The sequence below is a fragment of the Micromonospora sp. WMMD1274 genome (assembly GCF_049179035.1).
Lineage (GTDB): Bacteria > Actinomycetota > Actinomycetes > Mycobacteriales > Micromonosporaceae > Micromonospora > Micromonospora tulbaghiae.
In genome coordinates, this window is the sequence record NZ_JBMHMG010000001.1 from 1,404,637 (window position 1) to 1,426,890 (window position 22,254).

The following is a 22,254-nucleotide window of genomic DNA, read 5'->3' on the forward strand; positions in this document are numbered from 1 at the left end:
GCCGCCGGCCCCCTCCATGGTCCCACGTCGCCCGGGGCGCGCCCGGACTCCCCCTTCACTCCACCGCTATTCCACCGGTGGCTCCGCTATTCCACGGGTGGCTCGACGAACAGGGCGGCCAGCCTCGGCAGGCGGCGGCGGGCCTCCTCCTCGTCGTCGAAGTCCCAGAAGTCGTTCAGGTCGGGCACCGGAACCGGGTCACGCTCGGCCGGCAGGTCGGACGCGGTGGCCTTCCGGTACGCGTCCCACGGCACCGCCAGCATCTCCTCGCACTCGAACTCCTCGCCGCTGAGCGCCGCGGCACGCACCTGCGGCAGCTCGGCCAGCGCGTCGGGGTCGCCGACCGCCCGCGCGAACACCGCCCGGCCCTGGGTCATCAGCCAGCCCCGGAAGTATTCGAAGCCGTCGTCCGAGGCGCCCCCGTTGATCAGGTAGGCCGCGCCCCAGAGGTCGACCTTGTAGGAGGCGGCGAGCACCCGCCGCTGGTGGTGGGCGTACCCGACGATCTCCTCCGGGTCGCGCTCGGCCAGCAGCGCGACCGCCCGGGCGGCGACCGCGTCGGGCTCTCCCCCGGCACCCGCGCGGGCGTCGTCGATCAACTGCCAGAACTCCTCGGTCCTCATGACGGGCAGTCTGGCAGAGCCCACCGACGCGCCGGTTCGCCGCGCGCCGCCGGTGCGGCAGCATGGAGCGGTGCGCTCGATCTCCCTACCGCCGGTTCCGTACGGGTCGACAGCCGTCCGGCCCGGCTGGGCCGACCTGCCCGCTGGGCTGCGGGACGCGCTGGCCGCCCGGATCGGCGGCGAACCGGCGGCGGTCCGGACGACGGCCGGCGGGTTCACCAGCGGCTTCGCCGCCGTGCTGACCGGCCTTACCGGCGAGCGCGTGTTCGTCAAGGCGGCGGCACTGCACGGGCAACGGCACCTGGTCGACTGGTACGCCCACGAGGCGGCGATCCTGGCCCGGCTCCCGGCGGGCCTGCCGGTGCCCCGGCCGCGCTGGGCGCTCACCGAGTCCGGCTGGTACGCGCTCGCGCTCGACGCGATCGACGGGCACACCCCCCGGCTGCCCTGGGAGCCGGCCGAGCTGCACGCCGCCCTCGCCACGTACGCCGAGATCGCCGCCGCGCTCGCCGAACCGCCCGCGGAGCTGGCCGCGCTCCGGCTGCCCCGCCTCGCGGACCTGGCCCGCGACGACATCCTCTGGTGGGGCGAGGTGGCCGCCGGACGCGAGCCGCCGCCCGAGCCGGCGGCCGGTGCGCCGCTGGCCGAGCTGGTCGCGCTGGAGTCGCGCCTGCCCACGTACGCCGACGCCGCACCCGGGCTGGCCCACGGCGACCTGCGGGTGGACAACCTCCTGATCGACTCCGGCGGACGGGCCTGGCTGTGCGACTGGCCCTGGCTCTGCCACGGGCCGGCCTGGTTCGACCTGGCCGGGCTGCTGCTCACCGCGTACGCCAGCGGCCTGGACGCGGACGCCACGTTCGCCGCCCACCCGGCGGCGGCCGGGGCGCCCGCCGACGCGCTGGACGTGACGCTCGCCGCGCTGGCCGGGTACTTCCTGACCGGCGCCGAGGCCGGACCGTCCAACGCCTCCCCGCACCTGCGCGCCCACCAGCGCTGGAGCGGGGAGCAGGCACTCGGCTGGCTGGCCGAGCGCCAGGGCTGGTCCCGGGCACGCCCCACCCCTTCCCCTTGTTCCTCTTGATCCACACCAGTTCGGCGAGATGGCGGCATCCCACGGGCCCTGACCCCACCACCTCCCCGAAGTGGCGCGCCGCTCGGGGAGGTGGTGGGGTCAGACGGGCCGGGCGGAGGCGTTTTGGCTCGTACGGGGCCGACCTGGTAGCCTGGCTTTTCGCGCGGCGATGACGCATGCTCGTCGTGCGCGAAAGCAGACCAACCCGAGCTATCAAGACGAGGCTGTCGCGTGGCGAACATCAAGTCCCAGATCAAGCGCAACCGGCAGAACGAGAAGCGCCGGCTGCGTAACAAGTCGGTCAAGTCGTCGCTGAAGACCGCCATCCGGAAGTTCCACGAGGCTGCCGAGGCGGGCGACACCGAGAAGGCCACCGTGCTCATGCGTGAGGCCACCCGCAAGCTGGACAAGGCTGCCAGCAAGGGTGTCATCCACTCGAACCAGGCGGCCAACCGGAAGTCGGCGATCGCCAAGCGCGTCGCCTCGTTCTCTGCCTGACCAGCGCTACAGATCCCACCGGAAGCCCCGGGGCCATTGTGCCCGCGGGGCTTCCGCCTGTCCGCACTCCCCCGCAGCGCGGCGCGCTGAGGGGCGGCTCGGCGATCTTGGAGGATTTCGGCCCCTATAGGGGCCCTTTCGTACCAAGATCTGCGGCGTGATCGGTGCCCGCCGCGGCCGAGGTGAGCCGGGGGTCGGCGCACACCGGGGACGCCGTGGTCACCGCTCGCCGGGGCGGTCGAACGTCGAGCGTCGCGGATGGTGGTAGCGGATGCCCCGAGGGTCGGCAACCGGCGTCGGACCGCCCGGCAACGACCGCCCGCTCGCCGGCGTCGCGCCGCCTGACAACGCGCGGGCGCTCGCCGATGTCGGTGCGCCCGGCAGTGCGCGGGCGCCGGTGGGCACCCGGGCCCGCCCGATCACCGGCTCCATCTGCCGGCGGAAGCGGTCCCGCTCCTGCTCGGGCACCTGCGCGGCGGTGCGGACGACCATCTCGGCCACCACGTCGTTGAGCTTGACCATCGCGGCCACCGCGACCGGCAGCACCAGCACCGCCCACCAGCTCACCAGTTCGGCGAGCGCGAGCAGCACGGCCAGCGCCACCGCGCCCTCGAAGAAGAGGAAGCAGAGCACCCCACCCGGGTTGACGAAGCGCAGTCCCAGCACCCGGGCGTAGAGCGGGCGGTACCGCTCCTCGTCCGTGGCCACCGTCGACCACGCTCGGGTCACCGGGCGCCGCCCTGCCGGGCCGCCGCCACCGAGAAAACGGCCCGCTCCAGCGCGTACGCCCGGTCGTCGGCGCCGCCCTTGACGGCCGCGTTGCACTCGGCGGCCACCCGCATCGCCTCGACCAGGCCCTCGGGCGTCCAGCCCCGGGCACGCACCTGGGCCTTCTCGATCTTCCAGGCCGGCATGCCGAGCGTCTTGGCCAGCTGGAACGCATTACCCCGGCCGGCGGCGGCGACCCGGGCCACGGTTCGTACGCCGTCGGCCAGCGCGTCGGCGATCGGCACCGGGTCGACGCCGACGTGCAGCGCCCACCGCAGCGCCTCCAACGCGCCGGGCACGTCACCCACCATCGTCGCGTCGGCGACGGTGAAGCCGGTCACCTCGGCCCGTCCCCGGTAGTACCGGGCGACCGTGTCCGCGCCGATCCGCCCGTCGGTGTCGGCGACCAGCTGCGAGCAGGCGGCGGCCAGCTCACGCATGTCGTTGCCGACGGCCGCGACCAGGGCGTCGGCCGCGTCGGGCGTGCACTTGCCGCCGATGCGGCGGATCTCGTCCCGCACGAACGCGGCCCGCTCCCGGTCGCCCTTGAGCTTCACCGCCGGCACCACAGTGGCGCCGGCCGCCCGCAGGCCGTCGGCGAACGCCTTGCCCTTGGCCCCGCCCAGGTGCAGCACGACGAGCTGCACGTCCGGGTCGGGATTCTTCGCGTACGCGAGCAGCGCGGTCGACAGGTCCTTGCGGGCGTCCTGACCGGAGCGGAGCACGAGCACCCGGCGACCGCCGAACAGCGACGGGCTCAGCATCTCGGCGATCTCGCCGACGGTGAGCGTGCCGGCCTGGTATTCCCGCACGTCCACGTCGGGGTCGACCTCGCGGGCCCGGGCGACGGCTTCGGTGACCGCTCGCGTGGCGAGCAGCTCCTCGTCGCCGAGGACGAGCACAATAGGAGGCAGGTCGGCGGGGGTCACGTCGCCCATACTCGCACGCCCTCCGACCCGGCCGGGCCTGCTCATCGGGGACTGTGACGGCGCAGCCCGCACACAGCGCAAATCCAGACATTTGCCTTGATCCCTCATCTACTGCGACAAGATCCCCCGGTTATCGAGCCGGCCCCGACTCGGCCCCACGTCTCACCACCGCGAGACCGGCGCCCGCCCGGACCGCCGCCACGTCCCCGTCGGTGTCGGTACGCAGCACCCGCGCACCGCCCCGGGTCAGCCGGTCCAGCAGCCCGGCGTTGGGATGCCCGTAGTCGTTGTCGACCCCCACGCACACCAGTGCCACCGCCGGGCGCACCGCGGCCAGGAACTCCGGCGCCTGATACGCCGACCCGTGGTGGGCCACCTTCAGCACGTCGGCCCGGATCTGGGCGGCCGGCGTCGTCTCCAGCATCGCCCGCTGCTCCTCCGTCTCGGCGTCCCCGGTGAGCAGGATCCGTACCCCGCCCACAGTGGCGGCCAGCACCAGCGAGTTGTTGTTCGGATCAAATCTGCCCGACCAGGCGGCTATCGAGTCGTCCGCACATCAGTGCAGGTCAACGGCCACTAATGAAGATCTGTCACTCTGCGAAGTGATCTCGTCTGGAGATCAACTCTCACAGTTTTCTCACAACGGCCTTGTCAGCCGCTCAGCGCGTCACCCAGAGCCGTGCCGACCTGGGCAATCCGTTCCGCCATCGCATGCGTGTACCCCTGGGTGACGCTCACCTGCGACTGACCGAGCCAGGCGGCCACCGCGACCAGCGGCAGACCCATGTCACCCAGCAGGGAAGCCGCGCAGTGCCGTGCCCCGTGCAGCGGGATCCTCGGCAACCCGGCCGCCTTCACCGCCGAGTCCCACCGCTCACTCCACGTCTGCGGGCGCGGCGCCGAACCGTCCGCGTCGACCACCACATAGCCGAGCGGGTTGTACTGCTCGCCGATGCCGGTCGCCAGCCGCTCGGCGGCCTGGTCCTTCTTCACCTGTTTCAGCGCCTGGGCAACGAGCGGCGGCAACACCAGCACCCGCCGGCCGCCAGCGCTCTTCGGGCTGTAGACGTGTTCTTTGCCCGCGACGACCACCCGGTTGCGGGTGATGGCGATCGTGGGTGTCCCCGGCGGGAACTTCGGCGCCCCCGGCCACCACGGACCGCGCTCCCCCGTCAGGTCGCATCGGTCCCACCGCAGCCCCAGCACCTCGCCGCGACGCGGTCCGAGTACGGCGAGCAGGAAGCCGACGTAGTGCCGGGACTCGCGCACCGACCGGAGGAAGGCCACCGCGTCGTCGAGCTGCCAGGCCCCGCGCATCGCTGCGGCGTCGGGCGTCTCCAAGTCGTCCGGGTCGATGATCGGCGGGCGTACCCGACCGACCGACGCGGCCGGGTTGGTGGACACCTTCTTGCGCTCCACTGCCCACGCGAACATCGACGAGATGGTCTGCAACTGCAAGTTGGTCGTCCGTCGGGACAGCGGCGCGCCCGCTGGACCGATCTTGCGTGCCTCTCCGGTCAGCGCCGCCGCTTTCAGCGCCTCGATGTGGCTTTCGGTGATCTGTTGGGCGGGCAGGTAACCGTGTCGCTTCCGCAGCATGGCCAGCGCATCGACGTAGCTGCGGACGGTCGACGGCTTCCGGTCCGCTTTGGTGGCAAGCCACTGGTCGCACAGGTCGTTGACGGTGGTCTTCCGGTCCGGCTTGACCAGCGTGCCTTGGCCGCGCTCGTGCCGGATCCGGTTCCACTCGGCGCGGGCGTCTCCTAGTTTGTCGAATGTGAACGTCCGCTGGTCGCGGGTCATGACCACCTGGCCGTCCGCCCCGATCATGGGCTTGCCGGTCGCCTTGTCGATCTTCGGTTTCCGACCCACGTCGATGGTGAACCGGTACCGCTCGGTGATCTTCTTGCCGTTCGCGTCGATCTTGGGCACCGCTAACGGGACCTTCTTGATCGGATCTCCCCGGCGCTCAGTCATTCACTCCCCCCTCATCTTTTTCGATCTCTGCCTTCCATGCCTGCTGCGCGCGGCGAATCCGCTGCGCGTCGCCGGGTTGCACAATTCGCCCAGCACCGGGGCGAGAGCTGTCCACGAAACGCGCGTCGCCGGGGTGCTCTGCCGCATACGCCTCCATCTGCTCGGGCGTGCGGTAGACGTGCCACCGGTCGTCGACATGCCGCAGATCCTCGGGCAGCGACGGCGGAGTCAGTCCATGACGGCGCATCTCTCCCCGCACGTCGCGAAGCCGGCTTAGCGCCCGAGCTGCGAGCATCTTCCGGGCATCCTCGTCTTGACCCTCGGGCGGAAAAAGTTGGTCCGTCATGTGCCCCAGGTAATCGTCGAGCAGGCGATCATGACGCCGGAACAAGTACAGCGGCACGCCGAACTGCTGGTCTTCCGTGTCATCCCCGAGGTTCGCCTCGCCGGTGAACCACTTCGCCGCCCACCAGGTATCGAACGAGCGGCTGGGCAGAACGTCCACTGACTCGGTCACGCCTACCGGGAACAGCAGGAGCAGCGGCGGCACCTGCAACGCCTGCGCAAGCACGGCCAGCTCGTCGACACTCACGTCACGGCGTCGCACGCCATCACCCTTACGACGACCAGTCTCGATGTTGGCGAGAGCTGGGCCAGTGAGCGCTGGATAACCCAGCTCTGCGCATCGGGCAGCCAGTTGCTCCCGCGTGAGGTTGAGACGTTTCCGCAGCCGGACGATCTGGTCCGCTGCGACATCACTGAGTGTCAAGCTTCGAGTGCTCATCAAAACGACACGCTACACGCCGTGTTGCTTCGTCTCAACCTACGCCGTATGGTGGCGTTGCGTGTCGTTTCAACACGTCACATGTTGCTTTGCTGAGCGGGAGGTGCGAACGATGAGTAAGCCGAATGAGTGGACCTTGGAGCGGATCAGAGCGTGCGGCGTACGGATGGATGGTCTAGACGCCGTCGAGGCGGTGTACGGATACCGCCGCACGAAGGCGTATGCGCTTCTGGCGTCCGGAAATGTGGATTTCCCAGTACTCCGCCGGGGCCGCCGCTTTGTCGTGCCGACGTCCGCCGTGCTGCGCCTACTCCAACTCGATGACCGGGCGGACGCCGCGTGAGCATTCGTGGACTTCCGGACCCGGTGATTGAGCCGACCTTCGCGCCACCGCGCGCCGCCGGCATCCTCGGCATCTCCCGCACCGCCGTGTACGACGCCATCGGGCGCGGGGAGATCCCAAGTCTCCGCGTCGGTCGATCCATTCGGATCCCCACCCGACGCTTCCTGACCACCTTCTTCCCCGAGGAATTGGCGACCGAGTTTGACGAGAAGAAAAACCGGCCCGCCTCTGAGCAGGGAAAACAGGGTGTCGTTTCACAGAATCCCGCAACCCTGCGGGCTGTTCCGGAAGCGCCAGCCGCGTGACCGCCGCCGGCCGGGGCGGTAGATCCGACCCGAGAAACAGCGAAGCCGGGCCCCGCCAGGACCCGGCCACCGCCACCACCAACGAACTCGCTTGGCCCTCACCGAGAAAGCCGAACCCGATGCTAGCTGATGCAACCCCGCGCCGCGGTCAACCGGCCGGACGACTGCGGGAAGAACCGACCGCCCGCGCGGTTGTCTATTCCCCTCACGCCGCGTGCCGTCGGTTCGTGGCCGTCGTCGAATGCTGCCCGCACTGCCACGCCGCGCACCTCCTGCGCCCCGCCGCACTCCGCGACATGATGCGGCGCCGCTGCCCCGTCACCCGACAGCGGTACCTGGCCCTGCCCGCCATCCGGCGAGACGTGAGGCGGGTCCGCCGTGCAGCCTGACATCTACCCGTACGCCGCCGCCGCGCCCGCCTACCGGGCCGCCGGCTGGGCCGGAACCCTCCACCTGCCCGCCGGCCAGAAATGGCCACCGCCGCCCGGCTGGACCGGCCGAGGTGCGCCCTACCCCGACGACGCGGACGTGGACCGCTGGTGCCGCCACTACCCCGCCGCGAACATCGCGCTGCGTCTCCCCCCGACCGTCCTCGGCATCGACGTGGACTGCTGGGACGGCAAGCCCGGTGCCGCATCCTTCGCCAGCCTGTCCGCCGAGTGCGGGCCACTCCCGCCTACCTGGGCGACAACCTCCCGCGGCGACGGCTCCGGCATCCGCCTGTACCGGGTGCCCGCCGGGGTGCGGTGGCAGGAACGCCGCGCCGGCCCCGGCATCGAACTGCTGCACAGCGGCCACCGGTACGCGGTGGTTTGGCCCAGCATGCACCCCGAGGGGCGCCGGTACCGGTGGATCGGCCCGGACGTGCTGCCCGCCGATCGGGTGCCGCACGTCGCCGAACTGCCCGCGCTGCCCGCGTCGTGGGGACGTCGCCTGTCTGAGGTTCCGGTACGCGCCCGCCAGGCTTGCACCCAGCGGGGAGGGAGCGGCCCGCGGGTCGGTGGCGGGTACGCCGCGGCAAGCCTCGCCGGTGCGGTCGCCGAGCTGTCGGCCCTCGGCCCCGGCTCGGGCCGTAACGGCTACCTGAACCGGAAGGCGTTCGCGCTCGGCGGTCTGGTCGCCGCCGGACTGCTGGCTGAGGACGAGGTGCGCGACAGCCTCTACCGGGCCGCGGTGTTGAACGGGCACGTCGACAAGCACGGCGAGCGGCAGACGTGGGCGACCATCGAGTCCGGGATGCGGGCCGGCAGGTCCCGGCCGCGCACGGCGGCGGTGGCCCAGTGACCGACATTGACGACACCGCCCCAGACGACGGCGAGAAGGAACGCAAGCCGTCACAGGCGACGCTGCTAGTCAAGCTGGCCCGGGAGCGGTTCACGCTCGTGCAGGGCGACGACGGCCGGCCGTACGCGGTCGCCAAGCAGGGGCACAGCATCGCCCGGCCGCTGCGCGGCGCGAACGGGCTGCGGAAGTTCCTCGCCCGCCAGTACGCCGAATCATGCGGCGGCAACGCCCCCTCACAGTCGGCGCTCGCCGACGCCTTGAACGTGCTGGAGGGGTACGCCACCGACCACGACCCGCAGCCCGTCTACCTGCGCGTCGCCCCCTATCGGGACGGCATCGCGCTCGACCTCGGGGGGCCGGACGGCCGGTGCGTGCTCATCGACTCCCACACGTGGGTAATCGTGGACCGCGCGCCCGTGCTGTTCCGCCGCACCAACCTGACCGCACCCCTACCGGTTCCCACCACCGGCGGGTCTGTCGAGCCGTACCTGAGCCTCATCAACGTCGACACCGACCGCCGGCGCGCGCTGGTCGGCTGGCTGGTCAGCGCGTTCCTTCCCGACATTCCCCACGCCATCCTCGCCGTGTTCGGCGAGCAGGGCACCGCCAAATCCACCGCCACCAAACTGCTGATGCAACTGGTCGACCCGTCCACCGCGCCGCTGCGCTCCCCGCCCCGCGAGATCCGGCAATGGGCGGTGACCGCCAACGCAAGCTGGACGGTCGCGCTGGACAACGTCTCCGACGTGCCGCCTTGGCTGTCCGACCTGCTCTGCAAGGCGGTGACCGGAGACGGGCACGTCGACCGGGCGCTGTACTCCGACGACGACGTTTCGGTACTGCGTTTCCGGCGGGTACTCGCCATCAACGGTGTCTCGCTGGGCGCGCTGCGCGGGGACCTGGCCGACCGGTTCATGCCGGTCGAGCTAGAGGTGATCGACAAGAAGAGTCGCCGGTCCGACAAGCGTGTCCAGCAGATTGCCGAAGAGGCATACGCGGGTGCGCTCGGCGCGCTACTCGACCTGCTGGTCAAGGTGCTGCGGGAACTGCCCCACGTCGACTTGGCGGAGATGCCGCGCATGGCCGACTTCGCGCGGGTGCTCGCCGCGGTCGACAAGGTGACCGGGTGGGAGACGTTGAAGTCGTACCTTGACGCCTTCGACGGCCTAGCCGAGACGGTGGTGTCGTCGGACCCGTTCACGGACAGCCTGCGCAAGTTCGCAGACCATCTCACCGCCCCGTGGGAGGGCGAAACCGGGGAACTGCTGGACCTCATCCCGCTACCGGATCAGAAGCCGCGCGACTGGCCGAAGACCCCGCAGGGGGTGGGCGGCAGGCTGATGCGTTCGGCGCCCGCGCTGCGGCAGCTCGGCTACACCGTCCAGCCGACCCGCAAGCACGAGAAGACCCGGCGGCAGCTCTGGCTGATCGCCGCCCCAGAGGGGCGAGCCGAGATAGAGGCCGGGAAACCTGCTTCTGAACCTTCGCAACCTTCGGAACCGCAGGTCAGCGGTGGTGAAGGTCTGTGGTCGCAAACCTTCGCGGGCGACAGCGACGCAGCCGGGCCGAAGGATCGCGAAGATATGGCCCCGCAAACCTTCACCCGCTCTGAGCAGGGGAAACGCGCCGCCGCGAAGGTATCGAAGGTTTCGAAGCACGATCCGGGATTTCTCTCTGGAAGCAACGCGGATGATCTTGAAGCGGCGGCGCACGGGTGGTGGCTCGCCCGTGACCGCCCCCGACACCCCAACTGCCCCGACTGCCTCGCCAAGAGGCCACAGCCCCGACAGGAGAAGCCGTGACCCGTTCGACCGGTCGAACCTGAAAACGCGCGGGACGGGCTGTCCGGAAACCCGCAAACCAACAGCACCCGCCAGCCCCCGCTGTCCGGGCTGACGTGACCCACCACAAAACGTGAACACGTCCGGAACCACATAGCCAGGCCATGACAGCCGCCCCACAGCCCGCAAACCATGACAGGCACCCGCCACCCGGACACCCGTCCGAACCCGCCAGCACACCCCATGGAGCACCGAATGCACCGCCCCACCCATGACCTACCCGCCCTGCCGGACGGCGGGTACGCGGCAGAAGACCCCGCCAATCCGGGGCGCGTAACGCTGTGGGAGGTGCGATCCGGGACAGTCAGGGACTGGCCCGCCGGCACCCGATGGCGGCCCCGGTCACCCGACATGCGGCACATCGACGACCCGCGGGCGCGAGCCGAGGCTCGGAACCGGTGGTACGCCGAGGTCTACCACCCGTGGCGGTCGGCGGTGTCCGCCGCCATCGCCGACGACCCCGAGCGGGCGCGCGCCCTGTTCGTCGACACGGCCGGGCTGCAGGAACTACCCCCGCCGGCCAAACGCGCCCCACGCCCCGCCAAGCCGGCCGTGCGCACCCCCACCCGGCAGGAACGGCGCCGCCGAGAGTTGGCGCTGCTCGCCGCCGCGCTGCGGGCCGGCGGGCACTCATGGCGGGGTGTGGCCGCGCTGCTCGACCTGCCGAAGTCGACGGTCCACGACGCCGCCGTAGACGTCGACCTGGCGGCCGTCCCCGACGCTGTCACCGCCGCCCTCGTGTCTCTGCGGGTCGCCGACCTGCTCGACGAGGTTCGCAGCACCATGGCTACCGCCGACCCGGCCACCCGCGCCCAACTCGCCGAGCGGCTGACCGCCCTCACCGCATTGCAGACCACCGTCCGCCGACGGCTCGGCGGGAAGGGCAGGCAGGCGTGAACACTCTCGGCCCCATCAGCGACGCCTTCGAGATCATCGAACAGGCGCGGGCATACGGCTTCGAGACGGCATCGGCGTTCGCCGCCGCCAGCGACTTGCTCGCCTGCGTCAGCGGCGACGACGCCCGACTCGTTGCCGCCATGCTTGCCGCCCTGGTCGCCGTCGACCTGCAACCGACCGGCGGGCAAACTCCGGACGCCTGGGTGCAATCGTGGGCGACTGTCATCGCAGCCCGGCAGGCCGACCGTGATTGACCAGGTGGTGATTGACCTCGGCAACGGACAGGTGGTGATCGGCCCCCGCGGGGTGCTGCTCGTCCGGGCCGCGCTGCTGCTCACCGGGGAAATGTGCCGCCGCGACGGACTGCCGTGGTCGCAGGATTTCGCCGCGCTGGCGCACACAGTGGAAGCCGCCGCCCGCGACGCCCGCCGGTTCCTCCGCGACCCCGGGAACGGTTCCCCACCTGCGGAAACGGCACCATCGGCGGAAGCACGTTCGGTGTTGGTGGATCCCGTGACGACCGCCGAGGCCGCCCGGATCGCCCGGGTAACCCGGAAGACGGTGCGGGCGCGCTGTCGGCGCGGCGAATACGCCTCGGCGGTCGTCCGGGCTCGCGCCTGGCTCATCGAACGCGCAGAAGTTGAATCCGCCGCCCTCGCGGCCCACACAGAACAGGAAACGCCGCTATGACCGTCACCCGGAGCCAGCTCATGGATCGGCTGCGAGACGCGCTCGATCTCCCTGCGGACGCCGCCGACGCGGTGGTACTCGCGGCGATCGACGTAGCGAACGCCAGATCCGCCCGCCGCCTCGGCCTTTCCGCAGACACCCCGCCCGCGCAGATCCGCGCCGCTGAGCGGCAGGTCGCCGCCGCCGCGCCGCAGGTCGCCGCGTCCAGCCAGCCGGCCGAACCCGCGGTACCGCCGGAGCTGCCCCGCGCCCGCAATTCCCACGCGATGAGTGCCGCACTGTACGGCGACGACTGGGCTACCTACGAGGGCGCGTAGTGCAACCGGGCGTCCCCGGCGGCCTGGTGCTCGGGCTTGGCAGCGGCCAGTTCCTCGCCGGGCCGGTCGGCGCCCTGTACCTGGCCCGGGCGCTGGCCGTCGCTGAGCGGGTCGCCGCCCGCGACGGCGTCCGCCCGCCCGCCGATTTCGTGGCACTGCGGGCGGTGGTCGACGTGGCCGCCGCCGAGGCCCGTGCTGCCGCAACCGGAAGCCTGGAAGTTCCGGCCACGCCGCACGGGGCACAGTCGGAGGTGATCGGTTCGGATCCGGTGGTGCTGGTCGACCCGGTCGACGTACGCGAAGCCGCGGCGCTGCTCGGTTGCAGCACCCGGAACGTGCGGGCGCACTGTCGGCGCGGTGCGTTCGCCACGGCGCGGCGTCGGCCGGGCGGCTGGCTGCTGGAACGGGCCGACGTGCTGGCCAGGCTGTCCCGGCCGGCAGCCACCAACAGCAACCCGTAAGGAGCCCCGATGCCCACACCAACCGACAGGCCCCGCAGGCCCAGCGAAGACGCAGTGTCTTTCTGCGTCGCCACCGGCCGGATCACCGCCGCTCAGGGCGAGCAGTGGCGCGCGCAGCTCGACCAGGGGGTGATGCGCCCGCAGACCGTGGAAATCCTCGCCTCGGCGCTCGCTCCCGGATGCGCCGTGCCGGTGACCGCCGCCGGGCAGCTCGTTCACGCCTCCACCCCCGGCAGCACCCAGGGCGGAGCGGCGGCGGGAGGGCGCACGCGGCCCGGTAACCCTCTCGTCGAGCACCTGGCCGCGGCGGCGCCCACCGAGTACCACGCGGCCTGCCAGGTGCGGCCCGCTCCGACCCTGTTCGAGGGCGGGGACCTGCCGGCGTTCACCGCGAGCGGCATTGACCCGGCCATGCTCGCGCGCGTGCCGTGGCAGGCCCGGCATGCCATCGCAGCAACCCCCGACCGTGCCCGCGCCGCCGCGATGATCGAGGACATGAGTGGCGAAGAGGCGGAAACGCTGGCTCAGCTCTACCACGGCAGCGACGCCGCGAACCGCGACTACGTCCTGCGCGTCCAGCAGTGGCGATCCGATGGGCTGGCCGCCGCCGCCCGACGGGCCGAGCAGCAGCGGAAGCCGGTACACGCATCGGCAGGCAGGTCCGTGGCGGACATGTCGGACGAAGAGTGTTACGACGCCACGTTCGGGCCGATCGACCGGCAGAGAGACGACCGGCGGGACGCCGCAGAGCGGGCGATCCTGGAAGGGCGGGCGGTCGGGCACGGCAGGGACGTCCGGCAGATCCGGGCCGCCCGCGGCGAGGTGTAACCGGTGGGCGCCAACCGGCCCGCAGACGTGCGGGCCGCAGCCGGCAGCCTCGCCGCCGTCGTGGACGGCATCGACTCCGGCGACCTGGCCGCGCCCCGCTGGCTACGCGACCGGCTGCGGGCCGCCGTGGTTGCCGTGGACACGGCGATGCCCCCGGCTCGACGACGGTCGGGGGCATCGGGGCGGGCAGGCTAGCTCGCGGTGACCGTGCCGATTCCTTCCCGGTAGAGAGTCGCCCGGGACACCCCGGTTGCCTTCGCGGCAGCAGAGGCGGACATGCCCCCGGCAACCAGGGCTTTCGCCGCGTCGACCTTCGCGCGGTCGACGCGGGGCCGCCCGCCGGTCTGCCCGCGCGTCTTCGCTGCGGCGCGACCTTCGGCGGCCCGCTGGTTGATGACGTCCCGCTCGAACTCGGCAAGCGCGCTCATGATGTGGAAGGTCAGCCGGCCGGACGGCGTGGTGGTGTCGATGGCCTCTTTCAGCGAGCGGAACTGCACGCCGCGCTCACCGAGCCCGGTCACGATGCCGATCAGGTCGAGCAGGGACCGGCCGAGGCGGGCCAACTCGGTGACGACCAGGACGTCACCGGCTCGCAGGTAGTCGAGACACGCGGCCAGCTCGGCGCGGTTGGCCGCCTTCGCGCCGGACAGCTTCTCGACGAACACGCGGTCACAGCCGGCCGCCGTGAGTGCGTCGGTCTGCCGGTCAAGGTTCTGCCCGGTGCTGCTGACTCGGGCGTATCCGATGGTCGCCATGTTCGTCCCCTCGTGGGTGGTGTCTCCGTACCCTTAGTGTCTCAATACCTGTCTCAGTGACGCAAGGATATCGGCGAACAATGGGCAGGTTTTTTGAGACAGCTAGAGGGCCGGAAACGGGGTCACCGGCACCCCGCCGCCGGTTGTCTCACAACGCCTACTTTTGGGCACCCTTCTTTCTGGGTGCGAACGTTCGCACGCAAAAAGCGTGACGGCCCACCAGGTGCGCTCCTGGCGGGCCGTCGTCGTGCTGCGGTTAGGCGTCCACACCCCAGCGGCGCAGCATCCTGCGTGCCTGACTGCGGCCGGTGAGGTCGGCGCCCCGAGCAGCGGCCTCGGCCCAGACGCGGATGCGGGCGTCTTGGACGGAGCAGCGATCAGCCGTCCAGTGGGCCGGATAGCGGCCGGTGCGCCGGGTGTAGGCCGCAGCGTCTTCCGTGTGCTGGGTGTCGGTGGTGGTCACCGGTTCTCCTTCGGTCGGAACGTCGCGCGTTCCCGGGTGGGTCGCGCCCAAGCCATGCCCTGACCGAACATCGAGCAGCCTACCGGGTCCGCTGGTCGACCGGATGGCACGCGACCGGTCCAGGACCGACGTACAGCCACTCATCGTGCAGCGGGTTGGGGTGCTCGCAGAACGCCAGCCAGCGGAATCCTGTGGCGGCGAACAGTGGTGCCAGGATTCGCAGCGTGTCGTGCAGCGGCTCGCCGCTGTAGTCGGCCAGGTCGAGCCCGAACCCTGCAAGAGCGGCGGCGGGGTCACTGCGAAGGTCGAGCACCCGGCCTTCGGCTTTACCGCGGTAGAGGCACGGGCCGCCGAAACCTGCGAAAGCGGCCGTGGTGTACGCCTCGGCGTACTCGCGGCTGGATGTCCACGACGACATGCCTGCGGCTACCTGGGTCAGACCGAAGACGTCGGCGCGGTAGACGATCACCGGCCGATCCTCGCACCAGTCCCGGCGTCGCGGTGCATCCGCCGAGCGCGATTCCACGCCCGACGGCCGTACCGCAGGCGCTTCCCGGCGCCCTTGCACCACCAGCACGGGCGGGACAGTTTCCGGTTGGCCTTGGCGCGATGGTGGCCCTTGCCGTCACACACCGAGCAGTCACGGAACGGCTTGAGCGCGCACGACACGGCATAGACGAGCAGGACGGCCAGCACGATGCCGGTCGCGGTCAGGGTGCCTCTCACAGGGTGCCTCCAAGGGCAGGATTCAGGGCCTCGGCGGGGGTGCCGCGACCACGCGACCAACAGACGTTTGCGCTGTTCAGGGCCGGTCGCAGGTGTGGTCGCACTTCCGCGACCAAGGTTCGTCCCGCGACCGGCCATGCGACCTACTCGGCTTCGATCTCGCGGCGCTGCTGCGCGGCGTCCAGCGCCGTGCGGCGGGCGCCCTTCAGGTTCTTCCGGCCCACCTTCACGTCCTGCGAGTCGACGCCGTAGCGGGCAAGCGACTCACGAACCATGTCGGCGGTGATCCCCGAGTACATTTCCGGCCACTGCGCGGCCAGGCGCTCGGCCAGCACCGCCCACGGCACGCCCGCCTCCCCTGGGTGAAGCACGGCGCGGGCGTCGGCGAGCATGTCCCGTGCCTCAACCCGCTCGGCGGCGTCTCCGATGACCGTCTGTCCGCGTAGCTGGGCAGCGCGGGCGACGATCGCCGCAGCGACTTCCGGCTTGGGGAAGAAGCTGCGGGCGCTGCCCGGCTTGTCGACGCCGACCATCACGCCCCAGCCCGCATCTACGCCGGGCCGGTACACGGTGCCGGTGAAGCCGCGCTTGTACGCGCCCGTACCCAAGATCATGTCGTTCTCGACCTGGCCCAGCACCGACAGGCACCAGCGGGTCGTGATGCAGCGGGTGATGTTCGGCGGCAGGCTGTCCTTGTCGGGGATCTGCGTGGCCAGGCAGAAGATGACACCCAGCGCCCGGCCCCTTTTGATAGCCCGCTCACACGCCGCCGCGGCGCCGGGCACGGCGGCGAACAGCTCGTGGACCTCGTCGAGCAGGATGAACACCGGGTGCAGACCCGACCCGGGCTTCGCGGCCAGTTCCGGGGTCACCTTGCCCTCGGGCGCCTCGCCGCGCTTCTTGGCCTCCAAGATCCGCTTGCCGCGCCGCTCACACTCGGCGAGGGCCCAGCCGATGATGGCGCTGCCCCGCTCGAAGGCGTCATCGTCGACACCGACCACGTAGTCAGAGCACAGCGGGGACATGTCGAGGAAGTCACCAACACCCTTGAACTCGGCCACCTTCAGCTCGACCGTCGGGTCGAGCATCGCGATGGTCAGCAGCGTGCGGGCGGCGTACGACTTGCCGGACCCGGGCTGCCCGCCGATGAGGAAGTTCCGGGCGAACAGCGTCGTGGTCAACGGCCGCTGGCGAGCGTCGGTGGCGAACGGCTGCGGCTCGAAGACGCTGGTCCGGGCGGTGTCGGAGGCGAGCGCCCACCGCGGCTGGCCCATCTTGGACGACGGCTGGTAGCCCACCCACAGGTCGACCTGTCCGGGGTGGTCGGGGCCGACCTCGGGCCACACCTGGTCGACGGGCAGCCGCAGCGCGGCGGCGAGGTTGTCGCGCTTCTCCAACAACGACGTGGCCACGATCGCGCCGGGCAGGTTGAAGCGGGCCAGCCAGCCCGGCCCGTCCTTGTGGATCGGCGTGGGGAACGTCAACTGCCCCGGCTCCTTCACGCCGATCGATAGCGCCACCACGGCGTTGCGGACCATCTCGGCGGTCAACTTCGTGAACCGCTGCGCGGTGCTCACCCGGTCCACGATCGGCTTGTCTGCCGGCCTGCCGACGCGGGCCGCCACCAGCACCAGCGCGGCAACGACGCAGTACCAGCCGATCGGCGGCATGCCCGCCATCTCGACGCCAATCAGCACGGCGAGCAGCAGCACCAGCGCGGCGCCGACAACCCACCAGCGGGCGCCGGATTCCTTCGCGCGGGTGCGGTTCAGGGACTGCCAGGTGTGCGGGTCGTTCTTGTTGGCGGCCTCCTGCCGCAGGTGGAAGTTCTCCCGGCCGCCGGCCGCCCACCACAGCACCGCCGACCCGGCCCGCCACACGCCACGCGGCGCGTAGGCGGCCACCTTGATGCCGTACTTCGGGGAGCGGGTGACGTGGTACAGCGCCCGGTTGGCGCCGTAGCGGGCCGACCAGCGCACCAGCGCCTTTCGCCCTTCCGGCGAGCGCAGCACGGCGGGCACGATCGGCCGGGTCCGGTCGTCGCGCGACACCACCTCGGCGAACGTGGCCTTGCGGTCCGGCGCGTCGACCGGCCCGCCGACGCGGTCGGCCTCGATGATGTGCCGCTCGTCGTCGTACTCCATCGGCAACGCAGTCATGGTCAGTACCTCCCTCGCGCCTGGTCGGCGAGGTTCCGGGCTCGCGTCGCGAGCAGGGGCAACAGGTCACGCCACGGCATCGTCGGCGCGACCATCTCGGACTCGATGAGGGCGGCCAGGGCGTCCATGCCGCCGGCCGCGGCCCCGAGCCGCGTGAGCAGCTCGGGGCACGTCGTGCAGTCGTTGTCGGCCATGTCAGTCGGTCAGCTTGATGCCGGCGGCCCGCCGCTGGCGCTCGTCGGCGGCCAGGTCGGCGATGCCCTGCTGCACGTGCTCCGGCAGCCGGCGGAAGGCGTTGATGCTGCGGTAGTCGCCAGCCCCTTCCAGTGAGGACACGATGTGCTCGGCGACGATGCCCGCCAGGTCCCGCTCGGTGGCTTTCCTGGTCCGGGCCATCAGGACTGACCCTCCTTGCGCTGCCGCCGGACGTGGAAGGCCACACCGGCCGCTGCGGCGCCGAGCCCGGTGACGATCGCGGCAGTGGTGTGTCCGGTCAGGGTGGCCGCCACGGAGACGGCAGCGAGGATGGCGGCGAGGGTGCTCAATTCGACTCCTTGCGCTTGTAGGTGCCGTCCTTGCCGGCCAGCACGCGGGCCGAGTTGATGCCCCTGGCGGTGAGCCGCGTGCCCTTGCCGGTGGTGACCTCGTAGGTGTGGTTGTCGTCGGTCGCCTTGTAGCGGCGGGCCTCGGTGCGTGCCTTCTTCTTCTCCTCCGGGGTGCGGTCCTCCCAGGCCATCGGTCAGCGCTCGTGTCCGGTGCGCAGCGCCCGCTCGTGCCGGTAGAGCTGGTCGACCAACGCGGTCGACGCCTTCCACCGGCGCGCGGTCAGCGCCTCACGCATCCGCCGGCGGAACTCGCGCAGGCTCGGCGGGTTCTCGTCGACCTCGGCGGCGGTGTACACCTCAGCGGCCAGCAGTTGCAGCGCCTTGTCGTCGGGCGTGCCGTAGCCGTCCGCGCCCGCGCCGCCGGACGTGCCACCTGCGCCGATAGCCGTGACGGTCATCGAGTCCAGCAGCGTCCGAATGTCGTCGTCGGAGATCAACCCGAACGACGGCAGCTCACCGGCCGGCACGGCCCCTGCCTCGTCGGCACGGTCCCGCAGCGCCGACTCGTAGGAGCGGCGGGCGTCGTCGACCTGGGCGTGTGCCCGGACGCGGCTGCGGTAGTCCCGCGCGGTGTGCTCCGCCCCGACTTCCTCGCTGATCGCCTTCACCTCGTCGATAGCGCGGGCCACCGCCACGGCGTCGCGGCCACGGGAACGGACCATGTCGACCTTGCGCTGCGCGTCGGCGGTGATCCGCACGCCGGCCGTCGACAGGGCCATCTGCAACGTCAGCTTGCCGAGCACGGGGATGACCGCGCCGATGATGGCGATGGGCACGGTGGTGGCGGCCAGGCCGTGTACGAGCACCGCGGCGACGGACACGGCCAGCAGCAGCCACCCGAGGATGGTGGGGGTGCGGGAGACGGACGCGGACCGGCGGTGCGCCCGCTCGTGGAGCATCGCGGACACCCACACGAGATCGAACAGGGCCCCGGCGCTGTAGGCCACCCATCCGGGCGCCTGCGTGGTGAGCAGACCGCCGACGGCCACGAGGGTCCAGGCGACGGCGAGGGCGGTCAGGGCGAGCGGCAGGCCCCACAGGACGCCGGTCTGTGCGGCGTTCAGGGCCTTGGCGCGTGCGGTCATCGGGTCGGCTCCTTCACATCAGCGGGGGCGGGCACGGTCACGTGCGACTTCACCCAGACGGTGCGGCCGGTGTCCGGGTGCTGGCCCACCACCTCGAACGGCTGCCACCACCGGCTCTCCGAGCGCATCGGCTGGAGGCTGAGCGCGGGCCGCGGCATGCTCAGCCAGGTCGCCCACCGCTCGACGCCGTCCCGGTCGTCGTCGGCGAGCTGGATCAGCGTGGCCGCCCGGCTGAGGTCGTCGTCGCGGCCGACCTGGACGAAGAACGGAACGGGCAGCCCGGCGTCGATGCCCTCGGCGGCGAGGGCGAACGCGGCGCGGCGCGGGTCAGTGGTAGTCATCGGTGGGTCAGCTCCTTCGGGCGCTCGGCGCGCTCCCGGCGCTGCTGAGCGCGGATCGCGGCGGCGGTGGTGTCGGCGTGGCTTTCGCTGCTGCGGTGGGCCAGCCAGAACGGCGTGAGCATCACGGCCGGGCCGCCCACCAGAACGGCGGCCAAGACAGCGGCGGCGGTGTCGTTCATCAGGACTCCCGGGCGGTCGGGTAGCGGTGGATGAACCCGCAGGTGCGGGCCAGGTGCAGGGGGGCGCCCGCCCGGTACGGGGTCAGGCCCGCCGCGTGGATTGCGGCTGTGGCGCCCGGCTCGTGGCGGGTGCAGCAGTAGACGGAGGCGTCGAGCGAGCCGTGCATCAGCCCGTTTGCCGCGGAGTACACCTCGATGCGGATCGCTGCCGGCTGGCCGCAGCCGGCCCACACCATGCGCCGGTTCACCGCGCACCCCAGCTCGTCGAGACGCACATGCCGCCCGCGCCGACCTGCTCGCCGGTGCACGGGTGGTCGTGGTGGTTGGCCATGAAGGCGAGTCCGGCGAGCGCGGCGCAGACGAGCACCGTCCGCTTCACGAGGCGGTCAACGAACGTGGCCACGGCGGGCACCTCCAACAGATGCGGTGCGGGTATAGGGGCGGGGGATCCGCCGGGGCGGCTGCTCGCCCAGGTCGGCGAGCAGCCCCACCAGCACCTCGGCGGTGAGCGGGCCGGACGGGCGGATCACCGTCTGGTAGCTGCTCACCGGGGACCACCCACACCCGAGGTCAGATCGGCGGCCAGCGCGCGGACGGTGCGCCGCGCGTCGTTGAGCAGGTTCCGTACGTTCGTCGGCGTGCTGTGCATCTCCCGGGCGACGTCGGCCAGCGGCAGACGCTTCAGGTAGCGCAGCCGCACCGCCTGCCGCTGCCGCGTCGGCAGCATCCGCACCAGTGCGAAAGACGTACGGAACGCCTTCGCCTCCGGCGACTCCAACCCGATCTCGGCGATGTGGTCCCGCCACTCCGGTCCGGACAGGTCCACATGGTGCAGGGCCATGTACAGCATCTGCGACACCGACCTGCGGGTGGTGCCCACCTTTTTGGCCGTCTCTTCGATGGTCAGACCGTGGATGCAGTGCGCCTGCACCACCGCCCGCTGCATCGGCGACATCGCCGCCAGCGCCACCCGGATTCGGGCCTTCACCTCCGGGTCAGCGGCGCACGGCAGCGACGAAGGCTCGGGGGTCTGCGCCTCGACGCGCTCGATGTGCTCGCCGAGCAGACCAGGTACCGCCTGACGCCGCTGCGCGGCGAGCTTCCGAGCCTTCCACTTCGCCTCGATGACGAGCCAGGCGGCCAGATTGTCGACGTGGTCGAGCTGCGCCCGGACGGCCCACACCTTCACCAAGGCTTCTTGTACGGCCTCTTCCGCGTCGGCCCAGTTGCCGCAGAACCGGAAGATGGTGCGGACGATGCGGGCCTGCTCGTTGCGGACCAGTTCGTCGAATCGGTGCTCCCGCACCAGCTCGGCCGTGTCGATCGTCGGCGCGGTCACAGCGACGCCCTGTCCGCGTCGGCGATGTCGGCGGCCTTTACCAGCAGCGCGGCGTACCTGCGGGCGTCGTCCGGCGTCATCTCCACCTCGTCCGCCCGCACGGACGCGCGGCCGGGTACGCCGTGGTGGTCGTCGCGTTCCACCAGCACCTCAACCGTGCTCGACGTGCGACCGGTCGAGTCGGCGACCGCCAGAGTGCCGACGTGCCCGGTGTGGAACACGGCACCCGGGTCGCCCGTCGCCGTGCTGGTCGCCCACGCCGGGGCCGACGTCGCCGGGGCGGGGCGGGCCAAGGCGAGCAGCGCCAGATCCCGCAGGTGACCGGCCAGCGCGCGGGCCTCCGCCGACGACAGGGACACCACCCCGGCGGCCGTCACCGCCAGTTCGACGGTGGCGGTGGTCGACCGGTAGTGGCGGTGCATCGCCACCGTGACGACCGACTGTTCGCCGTCGACCGCGTCCACCAGCGTCAGCGGGATCTCCGTCAGGCCGCCGCCGTGCACCCGGTCGTCATACATGTCGCGCGCCGAGTGCCCGCTCAGGCACCAACCGGGGCACGGGCCGTCCAGCCAGAACGGTGCCCGCTCCGGCGCCGGCCCGATCGGCAGCGGCTTGTCACCCAGGAGCGCCGTGGTGTCCAGCAGCAGTGCCACCGTCAACGCCTCTTGCGGGGTGAGCCGCAGCCACCTCATGTTCGACTCGCCGCCGATGCGCTTGCCGACCTCGATGCGCGGGGCCACCTCGTGCGGGGACTGGCACATCAGCACCGACAGGCGGTCGTGCTGGCTGTAGTGGGACAGCGGCATGAACCCGTCGCGCAGGTTCGGGGCGTCGATGACGCACTCCAGGTCGACGGGACCGACGATCCCCGGTCCGTGCCCGTTGATGCACCACGGCCGGCCGCAGTTGTCCGAGTCGGGAACGGCGGTCGCGTTGGCGGTCGCGTTTGCGATGATTCTCATTAGGTCGGGGTCCTCTCCCG

At 71.5% G+C, this 22,254-nt stretch carries 34 protein-coding genes and 1 pseudogene; 12 read left to right on the plus strand and 23 right to left on the minus strand.

From position 1 onward, the window contains the following. Positions 1-86: 86 nt before the first annotated feature. Positions 87-623 (minus strand): DUF4240 domain-containing protein, encoded by a 537-nt coding sequence (locus ACN27D_RS06080; RefSeq protein WP_120568499.1) that lies wholly within the window; start codon positions 621-623, stop codon positions 87-89. A gap of 70 nt (positions 624-693) precedes the next feature. Between ACN27D_RS06080 and ACN27D_RS06085 the strand changes: the two genes are divergently transcribed. Beyond that, a complete protein-coding gene (locus ACN27D_RS06085) occupies positions 694-1,707 on the plus strand; it encodes a phosphotransferase family protein (protein ID WP_421498710.1) in 1,014 nt (337 codons plus the stop codon). A gap of 222 nt (positions 1,708-1,929) precedes the next feature. After that, positions 1,930-2,196 carry a 30S ribosomal protein S20 gene (gene rpsT, locus ACN27D_RS06090; RefSeq protein WP_013287988.1) on the plus strand — a complete coding sequence of 89 codons (267 nt, stop codon included), beginning with the start codon at positions 1,930-1,932 and terminating at the stop codon, positions 2,194-2,196. 219 nt (positions 2,197-2,415) lie between these two features. On the opposite strand, the gene ACN27D_RS06095 is transcribed toward rpsT, so the two are convergent. From ACN27D_RS06095 to ACN27D_RS06115, 5 genes and pseudogenes are all read right to left on the minus strand, one after another. Next, positions 2,416-2,925, minus strand: coding sequence for a hypothetical protein (locus tag ACN27D_RS06095; RefSeq protein ID WP_121683474.1), 510 nt, complete (start codon positions 2,923-2,925; stop codon positions 2,416-2,418). Then, positions 2,922-3,902 (minus strand): DNA polymerase III subunit delta, encoded by a 981-nt coding sequence (holA, locus tag ACN27D_RS06100; RefSeq protein ID WP_421498711.1) that lies wholly within the window; start codon positions 3,900-3,902, stop codon positions 2,922-2,924. Before holA ends, ACN27D_RS06095 begins: the two co-directional genes overlap by 4 nt. Positions 3,903-4,023: 121 nt before the next feature. Continuing rightward, a pseudogene (locus ACN27D_RS06105) lies at positions 4,024-4,416 on the minus strand (ComEC/Rec2 family competence protein); the annotation flags it as partial. Positions 4,417-4,544: 128 nt separating this feature from the next. Next, on the minus strand, positions 4,545-5,825 hold the full coding sequence (locus ACN27D_RS06110) for a tyrosine-type recombinase/integrase (RefSeq protein WP_421498712.1): 1,281 nt from the start codon (positions 5,823-5,825) through the stop codon (positions 4,545-4,547). 37 nt (positions 5,826-5,862) lie between these two features. After that, positions 5,863-6,654: a helix-turn-helix domain-containing protein gene (locus ACN27D_RS06115; RefSeq protein ID WP_421498713.1), complete on the minus strand. Its 792-nt coding sequence runs from the start codon at positions 6,652-6,654 to the stop codon at positions 5,863-5,865. Positions 6,655-6,993: 339 nt separating this feature from the next. Here ACN27D_RS06115 and ACN27D_RS06120 point away from each other — a divergent pair, with 339 nt between their 5' ends. From ACN27D_RS06120 to ACN27D_RS06165, 10 genes are all read left to right on the plus strand, one after another. Then, a complete protein-coding gene (locus ACN27D_RS06120; protein WP_421498714.1) occupies positions 6,994-7,302 on the plus strand; it encodes a helix-turn-helix domain-containing protein in 309 nt (102 codons plus the stop codon). A gap of 378 nt (positions 7,303-7,680) precedes the next feature. Then, positions 7,681-8,586 carry a bifunctional DNA primase/polymerase gene (locus ACN27D_RS06125; protein ID WP_421498715.1) on the plus strand — a complete coding sequence of 302 codons (906 nt, stop codon included), beginning with the start codon at positions 7,681-7,683 and terminating at the stop codon, positions 8,584-8,586. After that, positions 8,583-10,388 carry a hypothetical protein gene (locus tag ACN27D_RS06130; RefSeq protein ID WP_421498716.1) on the plus strand — a complete coding sequence of 602 codons (1,806 nt, stop codon included), beginning with the start codon at positions 8,583-8,585 and terminating at the stop codon, positions 10,386-10,388. Before ACN27D_RS06125 ends, ACN27D_RS06130 begins: the two co-directional genes overlap by 4 nt. 390 nt (positions 10,389-10,778) lie before the next feature. Further along, positions 10,779-11,324 carry a hypothetical protein gene (locus tag ACN27D_RS06135; protein ID WP_421498717.1) on the plus strand — a complete coding sequence of 182 codons (546 nt, stop codon included), beginning with the start codon at positions 10,779-10,781 and terminating at the stop codon, positions 11,322-11,324. After that, complete coding sequence (locus tag ACN27D_RS06140; protein ID WP_421498718.1) at positions 11,321-11,578, plus strand: hypothetical protein; 258 nt, start codon at positions 11,321-11,323, stop codon at positions 11,576-11,578. Before ACN27D_RS06135 ends, ACN27D_RS06140 begins: the two co-directional genes overlap by 4 nt. Continuing rightward, the gene (locus tag ACN27D_RS06145; protein ID WP_421498719.1) at positions 11,571-12,014 is read left to right on the plus strand and encodes a helix-turn-helix domain-containing protein; all 444 of its coding nucleotides are present in this window, start codon (positions 11,571-11,573) and stop codon (positions 12,012-12,014) included. The genes ACN27D_RS06140 and ACN27D_RS06145 overlap by 8 nt, the downstream gene beginning before the upstream one ends. Continuing rightward, entirely contained in the window at positions 12,011-12,331 is a 321-nt protein-coding gene (locus ACN27D_RS06150; protein ID WP_421498720.1) for a hypothetical protein, read from the plus strand. The genes ACN27D_RS06145 and ACN27D_RS06150 overlap by 4 nt, the downstream gene beginning before the upstream one ends. Further along, positions 12,331-12,792 (plus strand): helix-turn-helix domain-containing protein, encoded by a 462-nt coding sequence (locus tag ACN27D_RS06155; protein ID WP_421498721.1) that lies wholly within the window; start codon positions 12,331-12,333, stop codon positions 12,790-12,792. Before ACN27D_RS06150 ends, ACN27D_RS06155 begins: the two co-directional genes overlap by 1 nt. A gap of 9 nt (positions 12,793-12,801) precedes the next feature. Continuing rightward, positions 12,802-13,620, plus strand: a complete 819-nt coding sequence (locus ACN27D_RS06160) for a hypothetical protein (protein ID WP_421498722.1) — start codon at positions 12,802-12,804, stop codon at positions 13,618-13,620. A gap of 3 nt (positions 13,621-13,623) precedes the next feature. Further along, complete coding sequence (locus tag ACN27D_RS06165) at positions 13,624-13,815, plus strand: hypothetical protein (protein WP_421498723.1); 192 nt, start codon at positions 13,624-13,626, stop codon at positions 13,813-13,815. Here ACN27D_RS06165 and ACN27D_RS06170 read toward each other — a convergent pair. The 17 genes from ACN27D_RS06170 to ACN27D_RS06250 form a co-directional block, all read right to left on the minus strand. Then, positions 13,812-14,375 (minus strand): recombinase family protein, encoded by a 564-nt coding sequence (locus ACN27D_RS06170; RefSeq protein ID WP_421498724.1) that lies wholly within the window; start codon positions 14,373-14,375, stop codon positions 13,812-13,814. The genes ACN27D_RS06165 and ACN27D_RS06170 overlap by 4 nt on opposite strands. A gap of 256 nt (positions 14,376-14,631) precedes the next feature. Continuing rightward, positions 14,632-14,838, minus strand: a complete 207-nt coding sequence (locus ACN27D_RS06175) for a hypothetical protein (RefSeq protein ID WP_421498725.1) — start codon at positions 14,836-14,838, stop codon at positions 14,632-14,634. A 79-nt stretch (positions 14,839-14,917) separates the two neighbouring features. Continuing rightward, a complete protein-coding gene (locus tag ACN27D_RS06180; protein ID WP_421498726.1) occupies positions 14,918-15,307 on the minus strand; it encodes a hypothetical protein in 390 nt (129 codons plus the stop codon). Beyond that, positions 15,304-15,564, minus strand: a complete 261-nt coding sequence (locus tag ACN27D_RS06185; protein WP_421498727.1) for a hypothetical protein — start codon at positions 15,562-15,564, stop codon at positions 15,304-15,306. The genes ACN27D_RS06180 and ACN27D_RS06185 overlap by 4 nt, the downstream gene beginning before the upstream one ends. Before the next feature lie 143 nt (positions 15,565-15,707). Then, entirely contained in the window at positions 15,708-17,723 is a 2,016-nt protein-coding gene (locus ACN27D_RS06190; RefSeq protein ID WP_421498728.1) for a cell division protein FtsK, read from the minus strand. A gap of 2 nt (positions 17,724-17,725) precedes the next feature. Further along, positions 17,726-17,917: a hypothetical protein gene (locus ACN27D_RS06195; RefSeq protein WP_421498729.1), complete on the minus strand. Its 192-nt coding sequence runs from the start codon at positions 17,915-17,917 to the stop codon at positions 17,726-17,728. Between the two features lies 1 nt (position 17,918). Next, positions 17,919-18,119 (minus strand): hypothetical protein, encoded by a 201-nt coding sequence (locus ACN27D_RS06200; RefSeq protein WP_421498730.1) that lies wholly within the window; start codon positions 18,117-18,119, stop codon positions 17,919-17,921. Continuing rightward, positions 18,119-18,268: a hypothetical protein gene (locus ACN27D_RS06205; RefSeq protein WP_421498731.1), complete on the minus strand. Its 150-nt coding sequence runs from the start codon at positions 18,266-18,268 to the stop codon at positions 18,119-18,121. The genes ACN27D_RS06200 and ACN27D_RS06205 overlap by 1 nt, the downstream gene beginning before the upstream one ends. Continuing rightward, positions 18,265-18,459: a hypothetical protein gene (locus tag ACN27D_RS06210; protein ID WP_421498732.1), complete on the minus strand. Its 195-nt coding sequence runs from the start codon at positions 18,457-18,459 to the stop codon at positions 18,265-18,267. The genes ACN27D_RS06205 and ACN27D_RS06210 overlap by 4 nt, the downstream gene beginning before the upstream one ends. 3 nt (positions 18,460-18,462) lie before the next feature. After that, entirely contained in the window at positions 18,463-19,413 is a 951-nt protein-coding gene (locus ACN27D_RS06215; protein WP_421498733.1) for a hypothetical protein, read from the minus strand. Beyond that, positions 19,410-19,754 (minus strand): hypothetical protein, encoded by a 345-nt coding sequence (locus ACN27D_RS06220; RefSeq protein ID WP_421498734.1) that lies wholly within the window; start codon positions 19,752-19,754, stop codon positions 19,410-19,412. The genes ACN27D_RS06215 and ACN27D_RS06220 overlap by 4 nt, the downstream gene beginning before the upstream one ends. Continuing rightward, a complete protein-coding gene (locus ACN27D_RS06225) occupies positions 19,751-19,933 on the minus strand; it encodes a hypothetical protein (protein ID WP_421498735.1) in 183 nt (60 codons plus the stop codon). The genes ACN27D_RS06220 and ACN27D_RS06225 overlap by 4 nt, the downstream gene beginning before the upstream one ends. After that, positions 19,933-20,181 (minus strand): hypothetical protein, encoded by a 249-nt coding sequence (locus ACN27D_RS06230; RefSeq protein WP_421498736.1) that lies wholly within the window; start codon positions 20,179-20,181, stop codon positions 19,933-19,935. Before ACN27D_RS06230 ends, ACN27D_RS06225 begins: the two co-directional genes overlap by 1 nt. After that, on the minus strand, positions 20,178-20,336 hold the full coding sequence (locus ACN27D_RS06235) for a hypothetical protein (protein ID WP_421498737.1): 159 nt from the start codon (positions 20,334-20,336) through the stop codon (positions 20,178-20,180). Before ACN27D_RS06235 ends, ACN27D_RS06230 begins: the two co-directional genes overlap by 4 nt. Beyond that, the gene (locus tag ACN27D_RS06240; protein WP_421498738.1) at positions 20,320-20,481 is read right to left on the minus strand and encodes a hypothetical protein; all 162 of its coding nucleotides are present in this window, start codon (positions 20,479-20,481) and stop codon (positions 20,320-20,322) included. Before ACN27D_RS06240 ends, ACN27D_RS06235 begins: the two co-directional genes overlap by 17 nt. Then, on the minus strand, positions 20,478-21,272 hold the full coding sequence (locus ACN27D_RS06245; RefSeq protein ID WP_421498739.1) for a sigma-70 family RNA polymerase sigma factor: 795 nt from the start codon (positions 21,270-21,272) through the stop codon (positions 20,478-20,480). Before ACN27D_RS06245 ends, ACN27D_RS06240 begins: the two co-directional genes overlap by 4 nt. Beyond that, a complete protein-coding gene (locus ACN27D_RS06250; RefSeq protein WP_421498740.1) occupies positions 21,269-22,234 on the minus strand; it encodes a DUF6907 domain-containing protein in 966 nt (321 codons plus the stop codon). The genes ACN27D_RS06245 and ACN27D_RS06250 overlap by 4 nt, the downstream gene beginning before the upstream one ends. Positions 22,235-22,254 lie beyond the last annotated feature (20 nt).